We start from the raw sequence: 15,646 nt of genomic DNA, 5'->3' as shown, positions 1-15,646 counted from the left end.
TCCCGCCCGCTCACGGCGCCACCCTGGTCGCCGCTGCGACCTCCTCCGGGGTGATCCGTGCCAGCGTGTCGAGGAAGGCGGTGCGGAAGGTGGCGGGGCCGCCGTCGGCGACCCTCGCCGCCCGCTCGCTCGCCGCGTTCCACAAGGCCAAGGCCGCGATCGCCGCGTCGAAGGGGTCTTCCGAGACGCCGGCGAAGGCGGCGACCGCCGCCGACAGCGCACAGCCGGTCGCGGTCACCCGCGTCGCCAGCACGTCGCCGCCGGAAAGCGCCACTTCGCGCCGCCCGTCGGTGACGTAGTCGATCGCGCCGGTGGCGATGACGACGGCGCCGCTGACGCGGGCCAGACGAATCGCCGCGTCGCGCGCCTCGTCGGTCGAGTTGCCGCTGTCGACGCCCTTGCCCGCCCCGGCCATGCCGGCGACGGCCATGATCTCGGAGGCATTGCCGCGCACCAGCGTCGGCTTCTCCGCCATCAGCCGTTCGACGGCGCGGTTGCGCAGCCCCGTCGCCCCGGCGCCGACCGGATCGAGCACCCAGGGCTTGCCGAGCGCGCGCGCCTTGGCCGCGGTCGCGACCATCGCGTCGATCCACGGCGTCGACAGCGTGCCGATGTTGATCACCAGCGCGCTCGAGAAGGCGACGAATTCCTCGACCTCCTCGATCGCGTGGACCATGGCGGGCGACGCCCCCATGGCGAGCAGCGCGTTGGCGGCGACGTCCATCGAGACGTAGTTGGTGATGTTGTGGACGAGAGGGCCCTGGCCACGCAGCCGGCCGAGCAGATCGGCGGCGACGCGGGCGGCGTGATCGTTCGAGACCGCCTCGAGCTTCGAGGCGGACGTGGGGATTCCGGACGTGGTCGACATGGCGCTCGTCTCCCTTCACCGGCATCCCGCCGGCCAGGTTCCACGGGTATCGATCTCAGCCCATGACCATGGGCACCCCGGGAGCGCGGCGGAGATTGGCGGCAGTCGGCGGAAAGATCAAGCCCGCGGAACGCGCGGCGTCGCGTCCGACCCGGCGAGCGGGTGATGGTCTTCGACCAGCGCCCGGAGGCGTTCATCGAGGACGTGGGTGTAGATCTGCGTCGTCGAGATGTCGGCATGGCCGAGCAACTGCTGGACGACGCGCAGATCCGCCCCGTGCGCCAGGATGTGGCTGGCGAAGGCATGCCGCAGCACGTGCGGCGACACCGCCGCCGCCGGCAGGCCGATGCGCATCGCCAGCGCCTTCAGATCGCGCGCGAAGGCCTGTCGCGTCACGTGGCCGCTCTCGCTCCACGACGGGAAGAGCCACTTTCCCCCGCCGCGCCCGGCCGCGCCGCAGGCGACGAGATGGGCCGAGAGCGCCGCCTTCGCCCGCGCCGACAGGGGCACCAGACGCTCCTTGTCGCCCTTGCCGCGGATCATCAGGAAGGGCGCCTCGCCGCGCACCGCGCTCGCCGGCAGCGAGACCAGTTCGGAGACGCGCATGCCGGTGGCATAGGCCGTCTCGACCAGCGCATGGAGCCGCGTCGCGCGCACCCGCTCGGCGGCGGTCGGCGGCGGATCGCGCGCGTCGTCGGCGTCGGCCCGCGCCGTCTCGATCAGGCGATCGACCTCCGCCTCGGTCAGGACCCGCGGCAGCGCCTGCCGCTTCTTCGGCGCGTCGATCGTGCCGGTCGGATCGTCGGGGCGGATGCCCTCGGCATAGAGGAACTTGTGAAACTGGCGGATCGCCGAGAGGTGCCGCGCCTGCGTCGTCGCCTCGAAACCGCGGGCGGCGAGTTCGCCGAGATGGGCGGCGACGTCTTCCGGCGTCGCCTTCTCCGGTCCCTGGCCGCGGCGGGCGAGGAAGCCGACCCAGTCGGCGAGATCGCGGCCGTAGCCGTCGAGCGTCGCCGCCGCGGCGCCGCGCTCCACCGCCATGCTCTCGAGGAAACTCTCGACGAGAAGACCAGCGCCCATCGGCCGCTCCTCGGTTCAGCGCGTCCCGATGCGCTCCTGGGGAACCTTGATCACCATCTCGCGCGGCTTGGGCTCGACGAAGGTGGCGAGCGCGTAGACCGCGCCCCCCGCGAGCCCGGCGAGCACGACGAGCACGACGAGGATCCGCGTCAGCGTCGGCATCGCATCATCTCCGGCATCGGTCTTCTCCGGCATCGAATCGCTCGGCGCGCCTCGGGCGCGTCCGCCCCGACCCTCTCCGATGCCGCCCCCCGACGCAAGTCGCGGCTGCCTCCCGCCGGCGATCCGCGCGCGCGATGCTTGACGGCGGCCCCGTCTTGGCCGCAAAGGACGGGAGCCGCGGCCCGGCCGGCCGCGCGGGAAGAGACCATGACCAACGACATCCGGCGCGTCGATGCGTCGACCCTCGATCGCCTCAAGGAAGCCCTCGGCAATCGCTCGCTCGTCTTCATCGGCATGATGGGCGCGGGCAAGACGACGCTCGGCCGTCGCGTCGCCGCGCGTCTCGACCTGCCCTTCGTCGACCTCGACCAGGAGATCGAGAAGGCGGCCGCCCTCAGCGTCACCGAGATCTTCGCCAGGCACGGCGAGGCCCATTTCCGCGACGGCGAGCGCAAGGTGATCGCCCGCCTGCTGCGCGACGGCCCGCAGGTGCTGGCGACCGGCGGCGGCGCCTTCATGAACGCCGAGACCCGTGCCGCCATCGCCGAGGCCGGCCTGTCGGTGTGGATCGAGGCCGATCCGGCCGTGCTCTTCCAGCGCATCCGCCACAAGCCGACGCGCCCCCTGCTGCAGAACCCCGACCCGGAGGGCGTGCTGCGCCGTCTGGTCGCCGAACGTTACCCCGTCTATGCGCTCGCCGACGTCACGGTGAAGTCGCGCGAGACCTCCAAGGACGTCATGACCGAAGAGATCCTCGCCACGCTCGCCGCCCACCTCGACGTCGCGTCCCCCGCCGGAGCCACGCCATGACCGCCCTTCCCCCGACCGTCGTCCCGGTCGATCTCGTCGATCGCGCCTACGACATCCTGATCGGTCCCGGCCTTCTCGCCCGCGCCGGCGAGGAACTCGCGCGCCGCTTCCCGGGCGCCCGCTTCGCCGTGATCACCGACGAGACCGTCGCCGAGCGCCACCTCGAGACGCTTGCCGCGAGCCTGACCGAGGCCGATCTCGGCTTCACCACCATCGTGGTGACGCCGGGCGAGGGCTCCAAGAGCTTCGAGATCCTGGAGAGCGTCGTCGACGGTGTGCTGTCGGCCCGGCTCGAGCGCGGCGACCTGCTGGTGGCGCTCGGCGGCGGCGTGATCGGCGACCTCGTCGGCTTCGCCGCCGGCATGGTTCGCCGCGGCATGCGCTTCGTGCAGATCCCGACGACGCTGCTGTCGCAGGTCGACAGCTCGGTCGGCGGCAAGACCGGCATCAACACCCGCCACGGCAAGAACCTCGTCGGCCTGTTCCACCAGCCGAGCCTCGTTCTCGCCGACACCGCCGTGCTCGACACGCTCGACCCGCGCCATCTGCGCGCCGGCTATGCCGAGGTGGCGAAATACGGCCTGATCGACGATCCGAAGTTCTTCGGCTGGCTCGAGCAGAACCACGCCGAGATCTTCGCCGGCGGCCCCGCCCGCATCGGCGCCATCGCCGCCGCCTGCCGCGCCAAGGCCGCCGTCGTCCGTCAGGACGAGAAGGAGACCGGCGTGCGCGCCCTGCTCAACCTCGGCCACACCTTCGGCCATGCCTTCGAGGTCGCGACCGACTACGACGCCGAACGGCTGGTGCACGGCGAGGGCGTGGCGCTCGGCATGGTGCTGGCGCATCGCTTCTCCGCCCGCCTCAACCTCGCCTCGCCCGACGACGCGAACCGCGTCGCCGCCCATCTCGCCGCCGTCGGCCTGCCGACGAGGATCGCCGACATTCCCGGCGGCGTCGGCTCGGTCGACGGGCTGATGCAGGCGATCTATCAGGACAAGAAGGTCAAGCGCGGCCGCCTGACCTTCATCCTCACCCGCGGCATCGGCGAGGCCTTCGTCGCCGACGACGTGGTGCCGGACGAGGTCCGCGGCTTCCTGGAGACCGAACTGGCGCGTTGATCAGGCCGGTTCCGCCTCGATCGACAGGGCATGGACGCGCTCGGCGAGCTCGTCCCTGACCACCTCGTTGATCATGCGATGACGCTGCAGCCGAGACGTCCCGGCGAAGGCCGGGGCGGCGATGCGGATCAGGAAATGCGTCTCGCCCTCGGCGTGCGAACCGCCGTGGCCATGGTGCTTCTCGGATTCGTCGATCACCTCGAGCCGGGTCGGGCTGAAGGCGGCGGCGAGCTTCTCGGTCATGCGGGAACGGTAGGACAAGGCGGTCTCCGGAAGATGGTGTCGTCAAGGAAATCTTAACCACGAGGGCGTCGGATCGGAACCGGTCCAGACGCCCGATCGATCACGCTTTCGCGCGACGATCTTGATGCGCCGCCCTCGAACCCTCAATATCGCCCGATGCCCTTGGATTTCGACCTCTTCGAGCACATCCGGATCAAGCCCGACCCCGAAATGGTCGCGCGCCGCACGCTGCCGCCCTGCGAATGGGAAGGCTGCGACGGCGCCGCGACCCATCGCGCCCCCAAGGGCCGCGGCCACGACGGCGAGTATCACCGCTTCTGCCTCGACCACGTCCGCCTCTACAACAAGTCCTACAACTACTTCTCCGGCATGCCGGAAGAAGCGGTCACCGACTATGTCGAGGAGGCCCGCACCGGCCATCGGCCGACCTGGAACATGGGCTCGAACCCTGATTCACGCGAGCGCCCCGCCCGCGCCGAGGACTTCGAGATCCCGCGGACCTGGACGCGCCGCTCCGGCGATCCGCGCATCCAGTTCGCCCGCTTCCGCGCCCAGCAGCAGGTCCGCAAGCAGCCGGCGCGCCGCGCCAGGCCGCTGGAGAAGAAGGCGCTGGAGACGCTGGGCCTCGACGAGACCGCGAGCGCCGAGGACATCCGCGCCCGCTACAAGGACCTGCTGAAGCGCCACCATCCGGACGCCAACGGCGGCGACCGTTCGCAGGAAGGCCGCCTTCAGGAGATCATCCACGCCCACAAGCTGCTGCGCGCCGCCGGCCTGTGCTGACGGCCGCCGGGGCGGCCGTCGCCGATCGGGGCGTCACGCCGCCTGCGCCTCGGCCGCCTCGTCGGCTTGCCCCTCCTTGCGGACGCGACCGCCCCACCAGCCGGCGAGCAGCGAGCCGGTGAAGTTGTGCCAGACCGAGAAGATCGCGCCGGGAACGGCGGCGACCGGGTCGAGATGGGCGATCGCCAACGCCACGGCGAGGCCGGAGTTCTCCATGCCGATCTCGAAGGCGATCGCCTTGGCCTTGCGGTGGTCCATGCCGACGCCGCGCGAGGCGCCGTAGCCGAGCGCCAGGCCGAGCCCGTTGTGCAGGGCGACGGCGGCGAAGGCGATCACCGCGACGGTCGCGAGCTTGGCGGCGGAGAGCGCCACGACGATGGCGATGATCAGGATGATCGCCACGACCGACACCAGCGGCACGAAGCGGGTCGCCCGCTTCAGGAGGTCGCCCGCCAGCATGTTGAGCGCCATGCCGAGGGCGATCGGCGCCAGCACCACCTTGACGATGTCGTAGAGCAGCGCGCCGGCGTCGATCGGGATCATCGTGCCGGCGAGCATCAGGAAGACGAAGGGCGTGACGATCGGCGCCAGGATGGTGTTGAAGCTCGACACCGTCACCGACAGCGCCGTGTCGCCCTCGGCGATGAAGGTCATGACGTTCGAGGCCGTGCCGCTCGGGCAGGCGCCGACCAGGATCAGGCCGGCGGCGAGCGACGGCGGCAGCGCCAGCAGCTTCGCCACGGCGAAGGCGACGGCCGGCATGATGGCGTAGCGCAGAGCCACGCCGGCGATCACGTCCTTCGGCCGCTTGAGCACGAGGGCGAAGTCCTCGAGGCTCATCGTCAGGCCCATGCCGAGCATCACCAGGCCGAGCAGCCACGGAATGGCGGGCGCGAACCCCTTGAAGGTGCCCGGCGCGAGATAGGCCGAGGCGGCACACAGCACCACCCACAGCGGGAACAGCCGGGTGAAGAGCTTGGCGAAGCGATCGATGCGTTCCATGCGACGACGTCCTGTCCGGGTCGGGGATCGCGCCGCGGTCGGCCGGCGGCGCGGCCCTGCGATAGGATGCCGTCCGCCCCTCGAGAACCGCCGTCGCCGGGACCCTGCCCGTCGCTGCCGTGCCGAACATCCGAAAAACGCCTGACCTGCTCCGCGCCTCGAGGCTGGTACAGCCGCGCCCGCCCGGCTAGAGTGCCATCCCGAACGCAACGACTTCCCGAGGCGGCGACACCGGCGCGGCTCCCCGCGCCTCTGGGCCAGCCTTGCCCCGGGACGGAGGAATGATGAGCGAATCCGTGAAGCCCGCCGGCCTGCCCGACACCACCGTCTCCGTCCGCGACACCTTCGGCTTCGAGAGCAACCTCACGGTACCGGCTTACCGCGAGGCGAACGAATACGTTCCCGAGCTCGACGCCGACTATCTGTTCGATCGCGACACGACGCTCGCCATTCTCGCCGGCTTCGCCAAGAACCGCCGCGTGATGGTCACCGGCTTCCACGGCACCGGCAAGTCGACCCACATCGAGCAGGTCGCCGCCCGCCTCAACTGGCCCTGCGTCCGCGTCAACCTCGACAGCCACATCTCCCGCATCGACCTGATCGGCAAGGACGCCATCGTCGTGCGCGACGGCATGCAGGTGACGGAATTCCGCGACGGCATCCTGCCCTGGGCCTACCAGAACAACGTCGCGCTGGTCTTCGACGAATACGACGCCGGCCGCCCGGACGTGATGTTCGTGATCCAGCGCGTGCTGGAGTCCTCCGGCCGCCTGACGCTGCTCGACCAGAACCGGGTGATCAAGCCGCATCCCGCCTTCCGTCTCTTCGCCACCGCGAACACGATCGGCCTCGGCGACACCTCGGGCCTCTACCACGGCACGCAGCAGATCAATCAGGCGCAGATGGACCGCTGGTCGATCGTCACCTCGCTGAACTATCTGCCGCACGACGAGGAAGTCGGCATCGTCCTGTCCAAGGCGAAGCACTACCGCGACAGCACCGAGGGTCGCGACATCGTCTCCAAGATGGTCCGCGTCGCCGACCTCACCCGCAACGCCTTCGTCGGCGGCGAGCTCTCCACCGTGATGAGCCCGCGCACCGTCATCACCTGGGCCGAGAACGCCGAGATCTTCGGCGACCTGGGCTTCGCGCTGCGCGTGACCTTCCTCAACAAGTGCGACGAGACCGAGCGCCCGAAGGTCGCCGAGTTCTATCAGCGCTGCTTCGGCAAGGAACTGCCGGAGAGCGCCGTCAACGTCGTGCTGAGCTGAGGAGACGTCGATGGTGGAGCGGATCACGCATCGAGGCGGCTGTCATTGCGGCGCCGTCGCCTTCGAGGTCGACATGGCGATCGAAGGCGTCGTCTCCTGCAACTGCTCGATCTGCACGAAGCGCGGTTCGCTGCTCGCCTTCGCACCGACGTCGGATTTCCGCCTGCTCGCGGGCGCCGACCGACTGAAGGACTATCAGTTCGGTTCGAAGCGGATCCATCATCTCTTCTGCACCGACTGCGGCACCGAATCCTTTGGCCGGGGTACCGCCCCCGACGGCCGGGAGATGGTGGCCGTAAACGTCCGCTGCCTCGAGGACGTCGACTTCGAGGCCCTGCCGGTGCGCCGTTTCGATGGCCGCGCCCTCTGACGTCCCCCTGCCGAGCCGCGCGATGCCCCCCAAGGACAAGTCTCCGCCGCCGAACGAACCCTTCAAGCAGGCGCTCACCGCCTGCGTCAGGGCGATTTCGCGCGTGCCGGATCTCGAGGTCGCCTTCGGCTCCGATCGTGCGGTGCTGACCGGCCACACCGTCCGCCTGCCCGAACCCACCCGCAAGCTCTCCCGCGAGGAGGCGCGCATCCTGCGCGGCCAGGCCGACAGCATGGCGCTGCGCCTCGCCGTCCATGACGCTTCCGTCCACCGCAGCTTCATGCCCGAGGGCGTCGACGCCCGCGCCGTCTGGGAAGCGGTCGAACAGGCCCGCTGCGAGGCCGTCGGCGCCCGCCGCATGGAGGGCGTGCGCACCAATCTCTCCGCCATGCTCGAGGCGAAATACGCCAAGGCGCATCTCGCCGAGGCCCACGACGTCTCCGAGGCGCCGATCGCCGATGCCCTCGCCCTCCTCGTGCGCGAGCGCCTGACCGGCGACGCCCCGCCGCCCTCGGCCGCCCGCGCCGTCGACCTGTGGCGGCCGCAGATCGAGCAGAAGGCGATGGAGGCCCTCGACCGGCTGGAAGGCACGATCGAGGACCAGCGCGCCTTCGCCCATGTCGTCCGCGACATCCTCTCCGCCCTCGAACTCGCCGAGGAACTCGGCGACGATCCCGAGCCCGACGAGGAGAACGAAGGCGGCGACGAGGCCCAGGGCGACAACGACGAGCAGGCCGGCGACCCCGAGATGCAGGACGGCTCCGACCGCTCCGAGGCCTCGGCGTCGGAGAGCGCCGGCGAAGATCAGGAAGAGGGCGAGGAACAGGCCGCCGACGGCTACACCGACGAGACCACCGACGACGACGGCACCGAGACCGAGGCCTCCTCCGAGGCCCGCCGGCCGGAGAACCCGATCCCGCCCAAGCCGCTCGACGACTACAAGGTCTACACCCCCCGCTTCGACGAGGTGGTCCACGCCGAGGATCTCTGCGAGATCCCCGAGCTCGAGCGCCTGCGCGCCCATCTCGACAAGCAGCTCGCACCGCTGCAGGGCGCCGTCGCGCGGCTCGCCAACCGTCTCCAGCGCAAGCTGATGGCGCAGCAGAACCGTTCGTGGATGTTCGACCTCGAGGAGGGCGTGCTCGACACCGCCCGTCTGGTCCGCGTCGTCATCGACCCGATGGCGCCGCTCTCCTTCAAGCGCGAGCGCGACACCGACTTCCGCGACACGATCGTCACCCTGCTGATCGACAATTCCGGCTCCATGCGCGGCCGGCCGATCACGGTGGCGGCGACCTGCGTCGACATTCTCGCCCGCACGCTCGAGCGCTGCGGCGTCAAGGTCGAGATCCTCGGCTTCACCACCCGGGCGTGGAAGGGCGGCCAGTCGCGCGAGAGCTGGCTCGCGGCCGGCAAGCCGGCGACCCCCGGCCGCCTCAACGACCTGCGCCACATCGTCTACAAGGCGGCGGACGCCCCCTGGCGGCGTTCGCGGCGCAACCTCGGCCTGATGATGCGCGAGGGGCTCCTGAAGGAGAACATCGACGGCGAGGCGCTGGCCTGGGCCCACGATCGACTGATCGCCCGGCCCGAGAGCCGCCGCATTCTGATGATGATCTCCGACGGTGCGCCGGTCGACGACTCGACTCTCTCGGTCAACCCCGGCAACTACCTCGAACGCCACCTGCGCCGCGTCATCGACGACATCGAGACGCGCTCGCCGGTGGAGCTGATCGCCATCGGCATCGGCCACGACGTGACCCGCTACTACCGGCGCGCCGTGACCATCGTCGATGCCGAGGAACTGGCCGGAGCCATGACCGACCAACTCGCCTCCCTGTTCGACGAGAACGCCCGCGACGATCGCGCGCCACGCGGGCGCAAGGTCGCCGGGCGTCGATGAACCGCATCAGCATCGGTCTCGCGACCGTCGGCGTCCTGGCGCTGGCGGTGGCCGGCGTGCCGCTGGTGCTGCCGCACGGCGCCACCGTCGAGGCCGCCTTCGAGGCGCCGCGCCCGCTGGTCGTCGAAGCCGCGCCGATCGCCGCCCTCCACCCGTCGGAACCGACGCGCCGGCGCTTCGGCGGGCTCGAGTTCGTCGGCGGCCTGGTGCTGTCGAGCCGCGACAAGGCCTTCGGCGGCCTCTCCGGTCTCCGGACGCTCGACGGCGGCCGTCGCCTCCTCTTCGTCGGCGATCAGGGCACCTGGGTCTCCGCCCGGCTCGAGACCGACACGTCCGGCCGACCGATCGCCCTCGCCGACGGCCGCATCGCGCCGCTCCTCGACGAGAACGGCCACCCCTTCCGCGGCAAGCAGAATCGCGACGCCGAGAGCCTGACGCTGCGCCGCACCGCGACCGGCCTCGAGGCCCGAGTCGGCTTCGAGCATCGCCACCGGGTACTCTCCTACCGCGTCGAGGGCCTTGATCCCGCGGCGCTTCTCGCCGCTCGCGGCCAGCCCGTCACCATGCCGGTCGAGATCGGTCGGCTGCCGCCGAACGAAGGCCTCGAGACCCTCGCCGACGCGCCCTCCGGTGCGCTGATCGCAATCGCCGAGACCGCCGAGAGCGGCACCGACGCCAATCCCGGTTGGATCGTCGGCGGCCGCGGCGCCGGCCGCTTCCACCTCGAGACCGCCGACGGCTATGCCGTCACCGACGCCGCCTTCCTGCCCGGGGGCGATCTCCTGGTGCTGGAGCGCCGCGTCTCCTACGTCGGCGCCTTCGGTGCCCGCCTCGTCCGCGTCGCCGCGAGCGACCTCGCGGCCGGGCGGACGATCAAGCCGATCCTCGTCTGGCAGTCGGAGACCGGCGACGAGATCGACAACATGGAAGGCCTCGCCGTCGACACCGCGCCCGACGGTTCGACGCTGGTGACGCTCGTCTCCGACGACAACTTCTTCTGGCTCGAGCGCACCCTGCTGCTGCGCTTCCGTCTCGTCGACGAGACCGCGAAAAAGCCGCCGGGTTAACCCTTCGATAAGGTTACCCCGCCACAAATGGGGTCATGCGGCATCGGCGCCTTCGCCGTGCCCTTTCGCCGTTTCGCGGCTTGTCCCGAGTTCGGAATTCGGAGGTGTCCAGCATGTGTGCCCGGGTCGCGTTCCTCGCCGGGACGACCATCGCAGGAGCGTCGCTCTTCCTCGCGCTCGCCGCGGCGCCCGTCGCCGCCGGCACGGTCGAGGCGAACTACGCCGCGACGCTCGGCGGTTTCCCCGTCGGCTCCGGCAGCCTGACCTTCGACGTCGGCCAGACCGGCGACTGGCGCGCCGACCTCTCCGCCCAGGTCCGCGGCCTCGCCGCCATCGTCGCCAACCGCTCGGCCTCCGCGACCGCCTCCGGCCGCGCCCAGCCCAAGGCGCAGACCTCCAAGGACTACGCCCTGCGCATCGAGGGCGGCGCCGAGCCGAACCACGTCGACATCGCCTTCGCCGGTCCGAACGTGAAGTCGGTCTCCGCCACCGAGCTGCACTTCCCCGGCTGGGACCGCCGCATCCCGCTGCTGCCCGAGCACAAGAAGGGCGTGATCGATCCGCTCGCCGCCTTCGTGCTGCCGCTCGCCCCGGGCCAGGACCCGATGGCCAAGTCGAACTGCGACCGCACCGCCAAGGTCTTCGACGGCCGCGTCCGCTACGACCTGCGCATGACCTACGGCTCGACCATGGAAGTGCAGGGCAAGGAGGGCTACTCCGGCCAGGCGCTGGTCTGCGCCGTCGCCTATCGCCCGATCGCCGGCTACCGCCCGCTGTCGCCGGCCGAGGAGAAGTTCGAGCGCAATCTCGAGTTCTCGATCTGGTTCGTGCCGGCCGGCGGCGACGCCCGCGTCATGATCCCCTACCGCGTGGTGGTCGGCACCCCCGTCGGCCTGCTGCAGGTCTACGCCCATTCCTTCCGCGTCACCGGCACCCGCACCGCGGCCGATGGCGCCGCCGAGACGACCGCCTCGATCCCCGCCGGCAACTGATCGGCCGGCGGCCGCGAAGAAGCTGACGAAACGAGAAAAGCCCCGGAGCGATCCGGGGCTTTCGTGTCTTCGGTGATGGTCGCGAGCGCCTCAGACGGCGGCCGGCATCCGGTCCGGGATCGGCCACAGGATGTTCATCAGCAGCCGGTAGGGCACCAGGAACAGCGCCGCGAAACCGAGCTTCACCGAGAAGTCGGCGATCGCCCAGCTGATCCAGCGGGCGGCCTCGACGCTCGCGAAGCCCATCAGCGGCGCCGTCTCGGCCGAGAAGGCGTCCGCTTCGCCGAGCACGCCGAAGACGGCGGCGAAGGCGAGCGAGAAGAACACCGCGGTGTCGGTGGCCGAGCCGAGCAGCGAGCCGACGAAGGGCGCCTTCCACCAGCGCATGCGGCGCAGACGATCGAAGATCGTCACGTCGAGCAGCTGGCCGATCAGGAAGGCCGTCGCCGAGGCGATGGCGATGCGCGGCGTCGCCAGCGCGACCGACAGCACGATCGCCATCACGAAGCCGACCACGATCACCCGACGGGCGACCGAGACGCCGAAGCGCCGATTGGTCAGGTCGGTGACGAGGAAGGCCGCCGGATAGGTGAAGGCACCCCAGGTGAGCAGGTCGGCGAGGTCGAGCCCGCCGATCGTCAGCTGCACCGGATACTGCACGGCGATGTTCGACGACACGACCACCAGCACCATCGCGGCGATGGCGGTGAACCAGGCCGAACGCGGAATGCCGCCCGCCGGGGTCCCGGGGGCGGCACCTTCGGTCACGGAGACCGACGAGACCGGCTCGTTCACGCGGCCGCCTTGGCCGCCTGCGCCTGAGCGATCTGACGCTTCAGGAGGCGAGCACGCGGGGAGAGTTCGAGATCCGTAGCCTTGGCCAGGAACGCGTCGATGCCGCCGCGATGCTCGACCGAGCGCAGAGCGTGAGCCGTGATGCGCAGACGAACGTTCTGGCCGAGAACCTCGGAGATGAGGGTCACGTTGACCAGATTGGGGAGGAAACGCCGACGGGTACGGTTGTTGGCGTGGCTGACGTTGTTGCCGGTGAGGACGGCCTTGCCGGTCAGTTCGCAGCGACGAGCCATGATGTCACATCCTTGTTGGTGCCGGTTCCCGTGTGGGACCGGGGTCCACGTCTCACGAGGTGGCGGAAAAGTCGCTCTCCTATAGTGACGACCGGCCGGCCCGTCAAGCCTTTCGGGCCGCTTCCGCCATGCCGTCCACGCCTCGCGCGCGCTTCCCCACGCGCGCGCGTGCCGTGAATTCGCCCTCTTCGCCTGTTCCGCTCGCCGCAAGGGGCGAAGCGCCGTCACGCCCTCGGAGACCGACGTCGTTGAAGAGCCTTCTCGCCGCCTCGCTCGTGGCCCTGCCCGTCCTCGCCCCCACCGCCGCATCGGCCGCCGAGGCGGCCCGGGACCCTGCCCGCCTCGCCTATTCGCTGACCCTCGCCGGCATCCCGATCGCCCGCGCCGACGTCGCTTTCGACGACCGCGGCGGCAAGTATGCCCTCGGCGTCGATTGGCACACCACCGGCCTCGTCGGCGTCTTCGCCGCCGCCTCCGGCTCGGTCGGTGCCGACGGTCGCCTCGTCGCCGGGCGGCCCCACCCGCGCAACTACCGCCTCTCCGAGCGCAAGGGCGACACGCCCTTCGAGGTCACGATGGCGCTCTCGGGCGGCCGCGTCGGCCGGCTCGAGGTCGAACCGCCGGCCAAGACCGGCGAGGACATCGTCCCCGTCACCGCCGCCCACCGGGTCGGCGTGATCGATCCGGTCTCCGCCGGCCTGATCCCCGGCTCGACCGCGCCCGATGCCGTCTGCAACCGCGTCCTGCCGGTCTTCGACGGCTGGAGCCGCTGGAACCTGCATCTCAGCCCCAAGACGATCGAGATCGAGGCTCCGGCCGGCATGATCGGCCCGGTCGCCGTCTGCGCCGTGCGCTGGGAGCCGGTCGCCGGCCATCGTTCCGGCCACCGCTCGGTGCGCTACATGGCCGAGAACCGCGACGTCGAGGTCCGCCTCGCCCGCCTGCCGGAGCGCAACGTCTGGCTGCCGGTCGAGACCTCGGTCGGCACCATGCTCGGCACCGCCCGGGTGACGCTGCAGTCCGTCTCCGCCCGCTGACGCCCCGCCCGCCGCGGACACATCGCACCCTTCCCGTCCCGGATCGAGACGGAAGGGTAAACGATTTCGCACATCCCGTTACCGGCTCCGCAACGTCCTCGACGAGGTCTGGTACCCTCGTACCCGAAAGACACGACATGTCGTCGGAACAAACACGGAACATCACGAAGTCGCCGATTCGTCGCCACCCCGTTCCCGCTTTCGCGAGGTTACGAACGGCGAGCCCCTCGCACCGGCAGCCCCTCTCGAGACTTTCTCGAGACCTCGCGCGCGACGTGCATCGCTCCACCCACCACCTTCGACCGTCTCGTCTCGGCACGGGAAGATGAACGCCGCCGAAGCGTCCGACGCGGCGGCGGAACGGAGCTCGGAGAGATCTCGAGGGCGGCACGTGGACCACCACGACATCTCGAGAGAACGGATCATGAAGATCGCGACTTCGCCGATTCGTCGCCGCTGCGTTCCCGCTTTTGCCGAATGGTGACCGGGCGAGCGGCACGTCACACGACCGCCCCCGCGCGCAGCGGCGAGGGCACGACGCGAACCGTCCCGCTTCGGGACGCGAGTGTTGACGAAGGCGACGGAACGAAGCGGTCCGACGTTCCGCTCCCGCAGCACGATCTCGAGATCTGGCGGGTCGGCACGCGCGAACGACGAGATCTCGTCGGAACGCCGCGCGAACATCTGGACTCTCGCGATTCGTCGCCGTGGCGTTCTCCGTTTCGCGCGAAGATGAAGCCGGATCCCGCCCGCAGATGCGAAAAGGGCGCGACGTCGCCGTCGCGCCCTCTCGTGTCTCGCTCGGACGCCGTCAGATCGACCAGTCGTCGCTCTCGCCGAAGACCGCAGCGACGATGCGGTCGGCGGCGGCCTCCGCCTCGACCTCGGTGGTGTCGACGTGCACCTCGGGCTTTTCCGGCGCCTCGTAGGGGCTGGAGATGCCGGTGAACTCCGGGATCTTCCCCGCCCTGGCCTTGGCATAGAGGCCCTTGACGTCGCGGGCCTCGCAGACCGCCAGCGGCGTGTCGACGTGGACCTCGACGAATTCGCCGGCCGCCACCATCGCCCGTACCATGTCGCGCTCGGCGCGGAACGGCGAGATGAACGACACCAGCACGATCAGGCCGGCGTCGGTCATCAGCTTCGCCACTTCGCCGACGCGGCGGATGTTCTCCACCCGGTCGGCGTCGGTGAAGCCGAGGTCGCGGTTGAGACCGTGGCGGACGTTGTCGCCGTCGAGCAGGAAGGTGTGGCGGCCCTGGCCGACGAGCTTCTTCTCCACCAGATTGGCGATCGTCGACTTGCCCGAACCCGAGAGCCCGGTGAACCAGACGATCTTCGCCTTCTGCCCCTTCTGGGCGGCGCGCGCCGCCGGCGTCACCTCGAGCGCCTGCCAATGGACGTTGTCGGCGCGCCGGAGCCCGTGCTCGATCATCCCGGCGGCGACCGTCGCGTTGGTCAGCCGGTCGATCACCACGAAGGCGCCGGTCTCGCGGTTCTCCGCATAAGGATCGAAGGCGATCGGCTCGGAAAGCGCGATCTCGACCCGCGCCACCTCGTTCAGGGCCAGCGTGTCGGCGGCGAGCTTGGCGAAGGAATTGACGTCGATCTTGTGGCGAATCGTCGAGACCGCCCCGCCGACCGTCTTCGAGCCGCACTTGAAGAGATAGGACCGCCCCGGCAGCAGCGCGTCCTCCGCCATCCAGACGAGCCGGGCGGCGAACTGGTCGGCGACCGTCGGCCGCGCCTTGGGATCGGCGAGCACGTCGCCGCGAGAGACGTCGATCTCGGCGTCGAGCGTCAGCGTGACGGCCTCGCCCGCCTCCGCCGCGTCGAGGTCGCCGTCGTAGGT

Annotated in this window: 17 protein-coding genes; 9 read left to right on the top strand and 8 right to left on the bottom strand. The window is 70.5% G+C overall.

The features are described from left to right. Window positions 1-10 precede the first annotated feature (10 nt). The 3 genes from thiM to ACT541_RS20105 all read right to left on the bottom strand — a co-directional run bounded on the left by thiM (window position 11) and on the right by ACT541_RS20105 (window position 2,110). Window positions 11-868, bottom strand: coding sequence for a hydroxyethylthiazole kinase (gene thiM / locus ACT541_RS20115; protein WP_476139105.1), 858 nt, complete (start codon window positions 866-868; stop codon window positions 11-13). Window positions 869-985: 117 nt separating this feature from the next. Beyond that, window positions 986-1,948 (bottom strand): site-specific tyrosine recombinase XerD, encoded by a 963-nt coding sequence (locus tag ACT541_RS20110; RefSeq protein ID WP_476139103.1) that lies wholly within the window; start codon window positions 1,946-1,948, stop codon window positions 986-988. Between the two features lie 15 nt (window positions 1,949-1,963). After that, the gene (locus ACT541_RS20105; protein WP_476139101.1) at window positions 1,964-2,110 is read right to left on the bottom strand and encodes a hypothetical protein; all 147 of its coding nucleotides are present in this window, start codon (window positions 2,108-2,110) and stop codon (window positions 1,964-1,966) included. 207 nt (window positions 2,111-2,317) lie between these two features. On the opposite strand from ACT541_RS20105, the gene ACT541_RS20100 reads away from it, so the two are divergent. Both ACT541_RS20100 and aroB read left to right on the top strand, forming a co-directional pair. Further along, window positions 2,318-2,920 (top strand): shikimate kinase, encoded by a 603-nt coding sequence (locus tag ACT541_RS20100; protein WP_476139099.1) that lies wholly within the window; start codon window positions 2,318-2,320, stop codon window positions 2,918-2,920. Next, window positions 2,917-4,038 (top strand): 3-dehydroquinate synthase, encoded by a 1,122-nt coding sequence (gene aroB / locus ACT541_RS20095; RefSeq protein ID WP_476139097.1) that lies wholly within the window; start codon window positions 2,917-2,919, stop codon window positions 4,036-4,038. The genes ACT541_RS20100 and aroB overlap by 4 nt, the downstream gene beginning before the upstream one ends. Here aroB and ACT541_RS20090 read toward each other — a convergent pair whose 3' ends face one another. Continuing rightward, the gene (locus tag ACT541_RS20090) at window positions 4,039-4,299 is read right to left on the bottom strand and encodes a BolA family protein (protein ID WP_476139095.1); all 261 of its coding nucleotides are present in this window, start codon (window positions 4,297-4,299) and stop codon (window positions 4,039-4,041) included. Window positions 4,300-4,437: 138 nt separating this feature from the next. On the opposite strand from ACT541_RS20090, the gene ACT541_RS20085 reads away from it, so the two are divergent. Further along, the gene (locus ACT541_RS20085) at window positions 4,438-5,064 is read left to right on the top strand and encodes a DnaJ domain-containing protein (RefSeq protein ID WP_476139093.1); all 627 of its coding nucleotides are present in this window, start codon (window positions 4,438-4,440) and stop codon (window positions 5,062-5,064) included. A gap of 33 nt (window positions 5,065-5,097) precedes the next feature. On the opposite strand, the gene ACT541_RS20080 is transcribed toward ACT541_RS20085, so the two are convergent. Next, window positions 5,098-6,066: a bile acid:sodium symporter family protein gene (locus ACT541_RS20080; RefSeq protein ID WP_476139091.1), complete on the bottom strand. Its 969-nt coding sequence runs from the start codon at window positions 6,064-6,066 to the stop codon at window positions 5,098-5,100. Window positions 6,067-6,347: 281 nt separating this feature from the next. On the opposite strand from ACT541_RS20080, the gene cobS reads away from it, so the two are divergent. The 5 genes from cobS (at window position 6,348) to ACT541_RS20055 (ending at window position 11,669) form a co-directional block, all read left to right on the top strand. Then, on the top strand, window positions 6,348-7,337 hold the full coding sequence (gene cobS / locus ACT541_RS20075) for a cobaltochelatase subunit CobS (protein ID WP_476139089.1): 990 nt from the start codon (window positions 6,348-6,350) through the stop codon (window positions 7,335-7,337). 10 nt (window positions 7,338-7,347) lie between these two features. After that, entirely contained in the window at window positions 7,348-7,707 is a 360-nt protein-coding gene (locus tag ACT541_RS20070; protein WP_476139087.1) for a GFA family protein, read from the top strand. Window positions 7,708-7,729: 22 nt separating this feature from the next. Then, window positions 7,730-9,610 (top strand): cobaltochelatase subunit CobT, encoded by a 1,881-nt coding sequence (cobT, locus tag ACT541_RS20065; protein WP_476139085.1) that lies wholly within the window; start codon window positions 7,730-7,732, stop codon window positions 9,608-9,610. Next, window positions 9,607-10,677, top strand: coding sequence for an esterase-like activity of phytase family protein (locus ACT541_RS20060; protein ID WP_476139084.1), 1,071 nt, complete (start codon window positions 9,607-9,609; stop codon window positions 10,675-10,677). Before cobT ends, ACT541_RS20060 begins: the two co-directional genes overlap by 4 nt. 113 nt (window positions 10,678-10,790) lie before the next feature. After that, window positions 10,791-11,669 carry a DUF3108 domain-containing protein gene (locus tag ACT541_RS20055; protein ID WP_476139082.1) on the top strand — a complete coding sequence of 293 codons (879 nt, stop codon included), beginning with the start codon at window positions 10,791-10,793 and terminating at the stop codon, window positions 11,667-11,669. Window positions 11,670-11,759: 90 nt separating this feature from the next. Here ACT541_RS20055 and ACT541_RS20050 read toward each other — a convergent pair whose 3' ends face one another. Both ACT541_RS20050 and rpmB read right to left on the bottom strand, forming a co-directional pair. Then, window positions 11,760-12,362, bottom strand: coding sequence for a queuosine precursor transporter (locus ACT541_RS20050; protein ID WP_476139173.1), 603 nt, complete (start codon window positions 12,360-12,362; stop codon window positions 11,760-11,762). Window positions 12,363-12,460: 98 nt separating this feature from the next. After that, window positions 12,461-12,757: a 50S ribosomal protein L28 gene (gene rpmB / locus ACT541_RS20045; RefSeq protein ID WP_476139080.1), complete on the bottom strand. Its 297-nt coding sequence runs from the start codon at window positions 12,755-12,757 to the stop codon at window positions 12,461-12,463. A gap of 248 nt (window positions 12,758-13,005) precedes the next feature. On the opposite strand from rpmB, the gene ACT541_RS20040 reads away from it, so the two are divergent. Further along, a complete protein-coding gene (locus ACT541_RS20040) occupies window positions 13,006-13,794 on the top strand; it encodes a DUF3108 domain-containing protein (RefSeq protein WP_476139078.1) in 789 nt (262 codons plus the stop codon). An 811-nt stretch (window positions 13,795-14,605) separates the two neighbouring features. Here the strand turns inward: ACT541_RS20040 and cysC are convergent. Then, window positions 14,606-15,646, bottom strand: a 1,041-nt coding sequence (gene cysC / locus ACT541_RS20035; protein ID WP_476139076.1) for an adenylyl-sulfate kinase, incomplete at its 5' end; no start/stop codon positions are given.

The sequence above is a fragment of the Pinisolibacter sp. DMC100 genome (assembly GCF_056313705.1).
The sequence above is the reverse complement of the archived record's forward strand: the minus strand, read 5'-3'. Positions and strand labels throughout refer to the sequence as shown.

What these genes read in the sequence shown, in the direction of transcription:
- ACT541_RS20070 (WP_476139087.1), top strand. Translation starts at nt 7,348, where the DNA reads ATGGTGGAGCGGATCACGCATCGAGGCGGCTGTCATTGCGGCGCCGTC.
- ACT541_RS20055 (WP_476139082.1), top strand. Translation starts at nt 10,791, where the DNA reads ATGTGTGCCCGGGTCGCGTTCCTCGCCGGGACGACCATCGCAGGAGCG.
- ACT541_RS20080 (WP_476139091.1), bottom strand. Translation starts at nt 6,066, where the DNA reads ATGGAACGCATCGATCGCTTCGCCAAGCTCTTCACCCGGCTGTTCCCG.
- ACT541_RS20105 (WP_476139101.1), bottom strand. Translation starts at nt 2,110, where the DNA reads ATGCCGACGCTGACGCGGATCCTCGTCGTGCTCGTCGTGCTCGCCGGG.
- ACT541_RS20085 (WP_476139093.1), top strand. Translation starts at nt 4,438, where the DNA reads ATGCCCTTGGATTTCGACCTCTTCGAGCACATCCGGATCAAGCCCGAC.
- thiM (WP_476139105.1), bottom strand. Translation starts at nt 868, where the DNA reads ATGTCGACCACGTCCGGAATCCCCACGTCCGCCTCGAAGCTCGAGGCG.
- cobT (WP_476139085.1), top strand. Translation starts at nt 7,730, where the DNA reads ATGCCCCCCAAGGACAAGTCTCCGCCGCCGAACGAACCCTTCAAGCAG.
- ACT541_RS20100 (WP_476139099.1), top strand. Translation starts at nt 2,318, where the DNA reads ATGACCAACGACATCCGGCGCGTCGATGCGTCGACCCTCGATCGCCTC.
- aroB (WP_476139097.1), top strand. Translation starts at nt 2,917, where the DNA reads ATGACCGCCCTTCCCCCGACCGTCGTCCCGGTCGATCTCGTCGATCGC.
- cobS (WP_476139089.1), top strand. Translation starts at nt 6,348, where the DNA reads ATGATGAGCGAATCCGTGAAGCCCGCCGGCCTGCCCGACACCACCGTC.
- rpmB (WP_476139080.1), bottom strand. Translation starts at nt 12,757, where the DNA reads ATGGCTCGTCGCTGCGAACTGACCGGCAAGGCCGTCCTCACCGGCAAC.
- ACT541_RS20050 (WP_476139173.1), bottom strand. Translation starts at nt 12,362, where the DNA reads ATGGTGCTGGTGGTCGTGTCGTCGAACATCGCCGTGCAGTATCCGGTG.
- ACT541_RS20060 (WP_476139084.1), top strand. Translation starts at nt 9,607, where the DNA reads ATGAACCGCATCAGCATCGGTCTCGCGACCGTCGGCGTCCTGGCGCTG.
- ACT541_RS20110 (WP_476139103.1), bottom strand. Translation starts at nt 1,948, where the DNA reads ATGGGCGCTGGTCTTCTCGTCGAGAGTTTCCTCGAGAGCATGGCGGTG.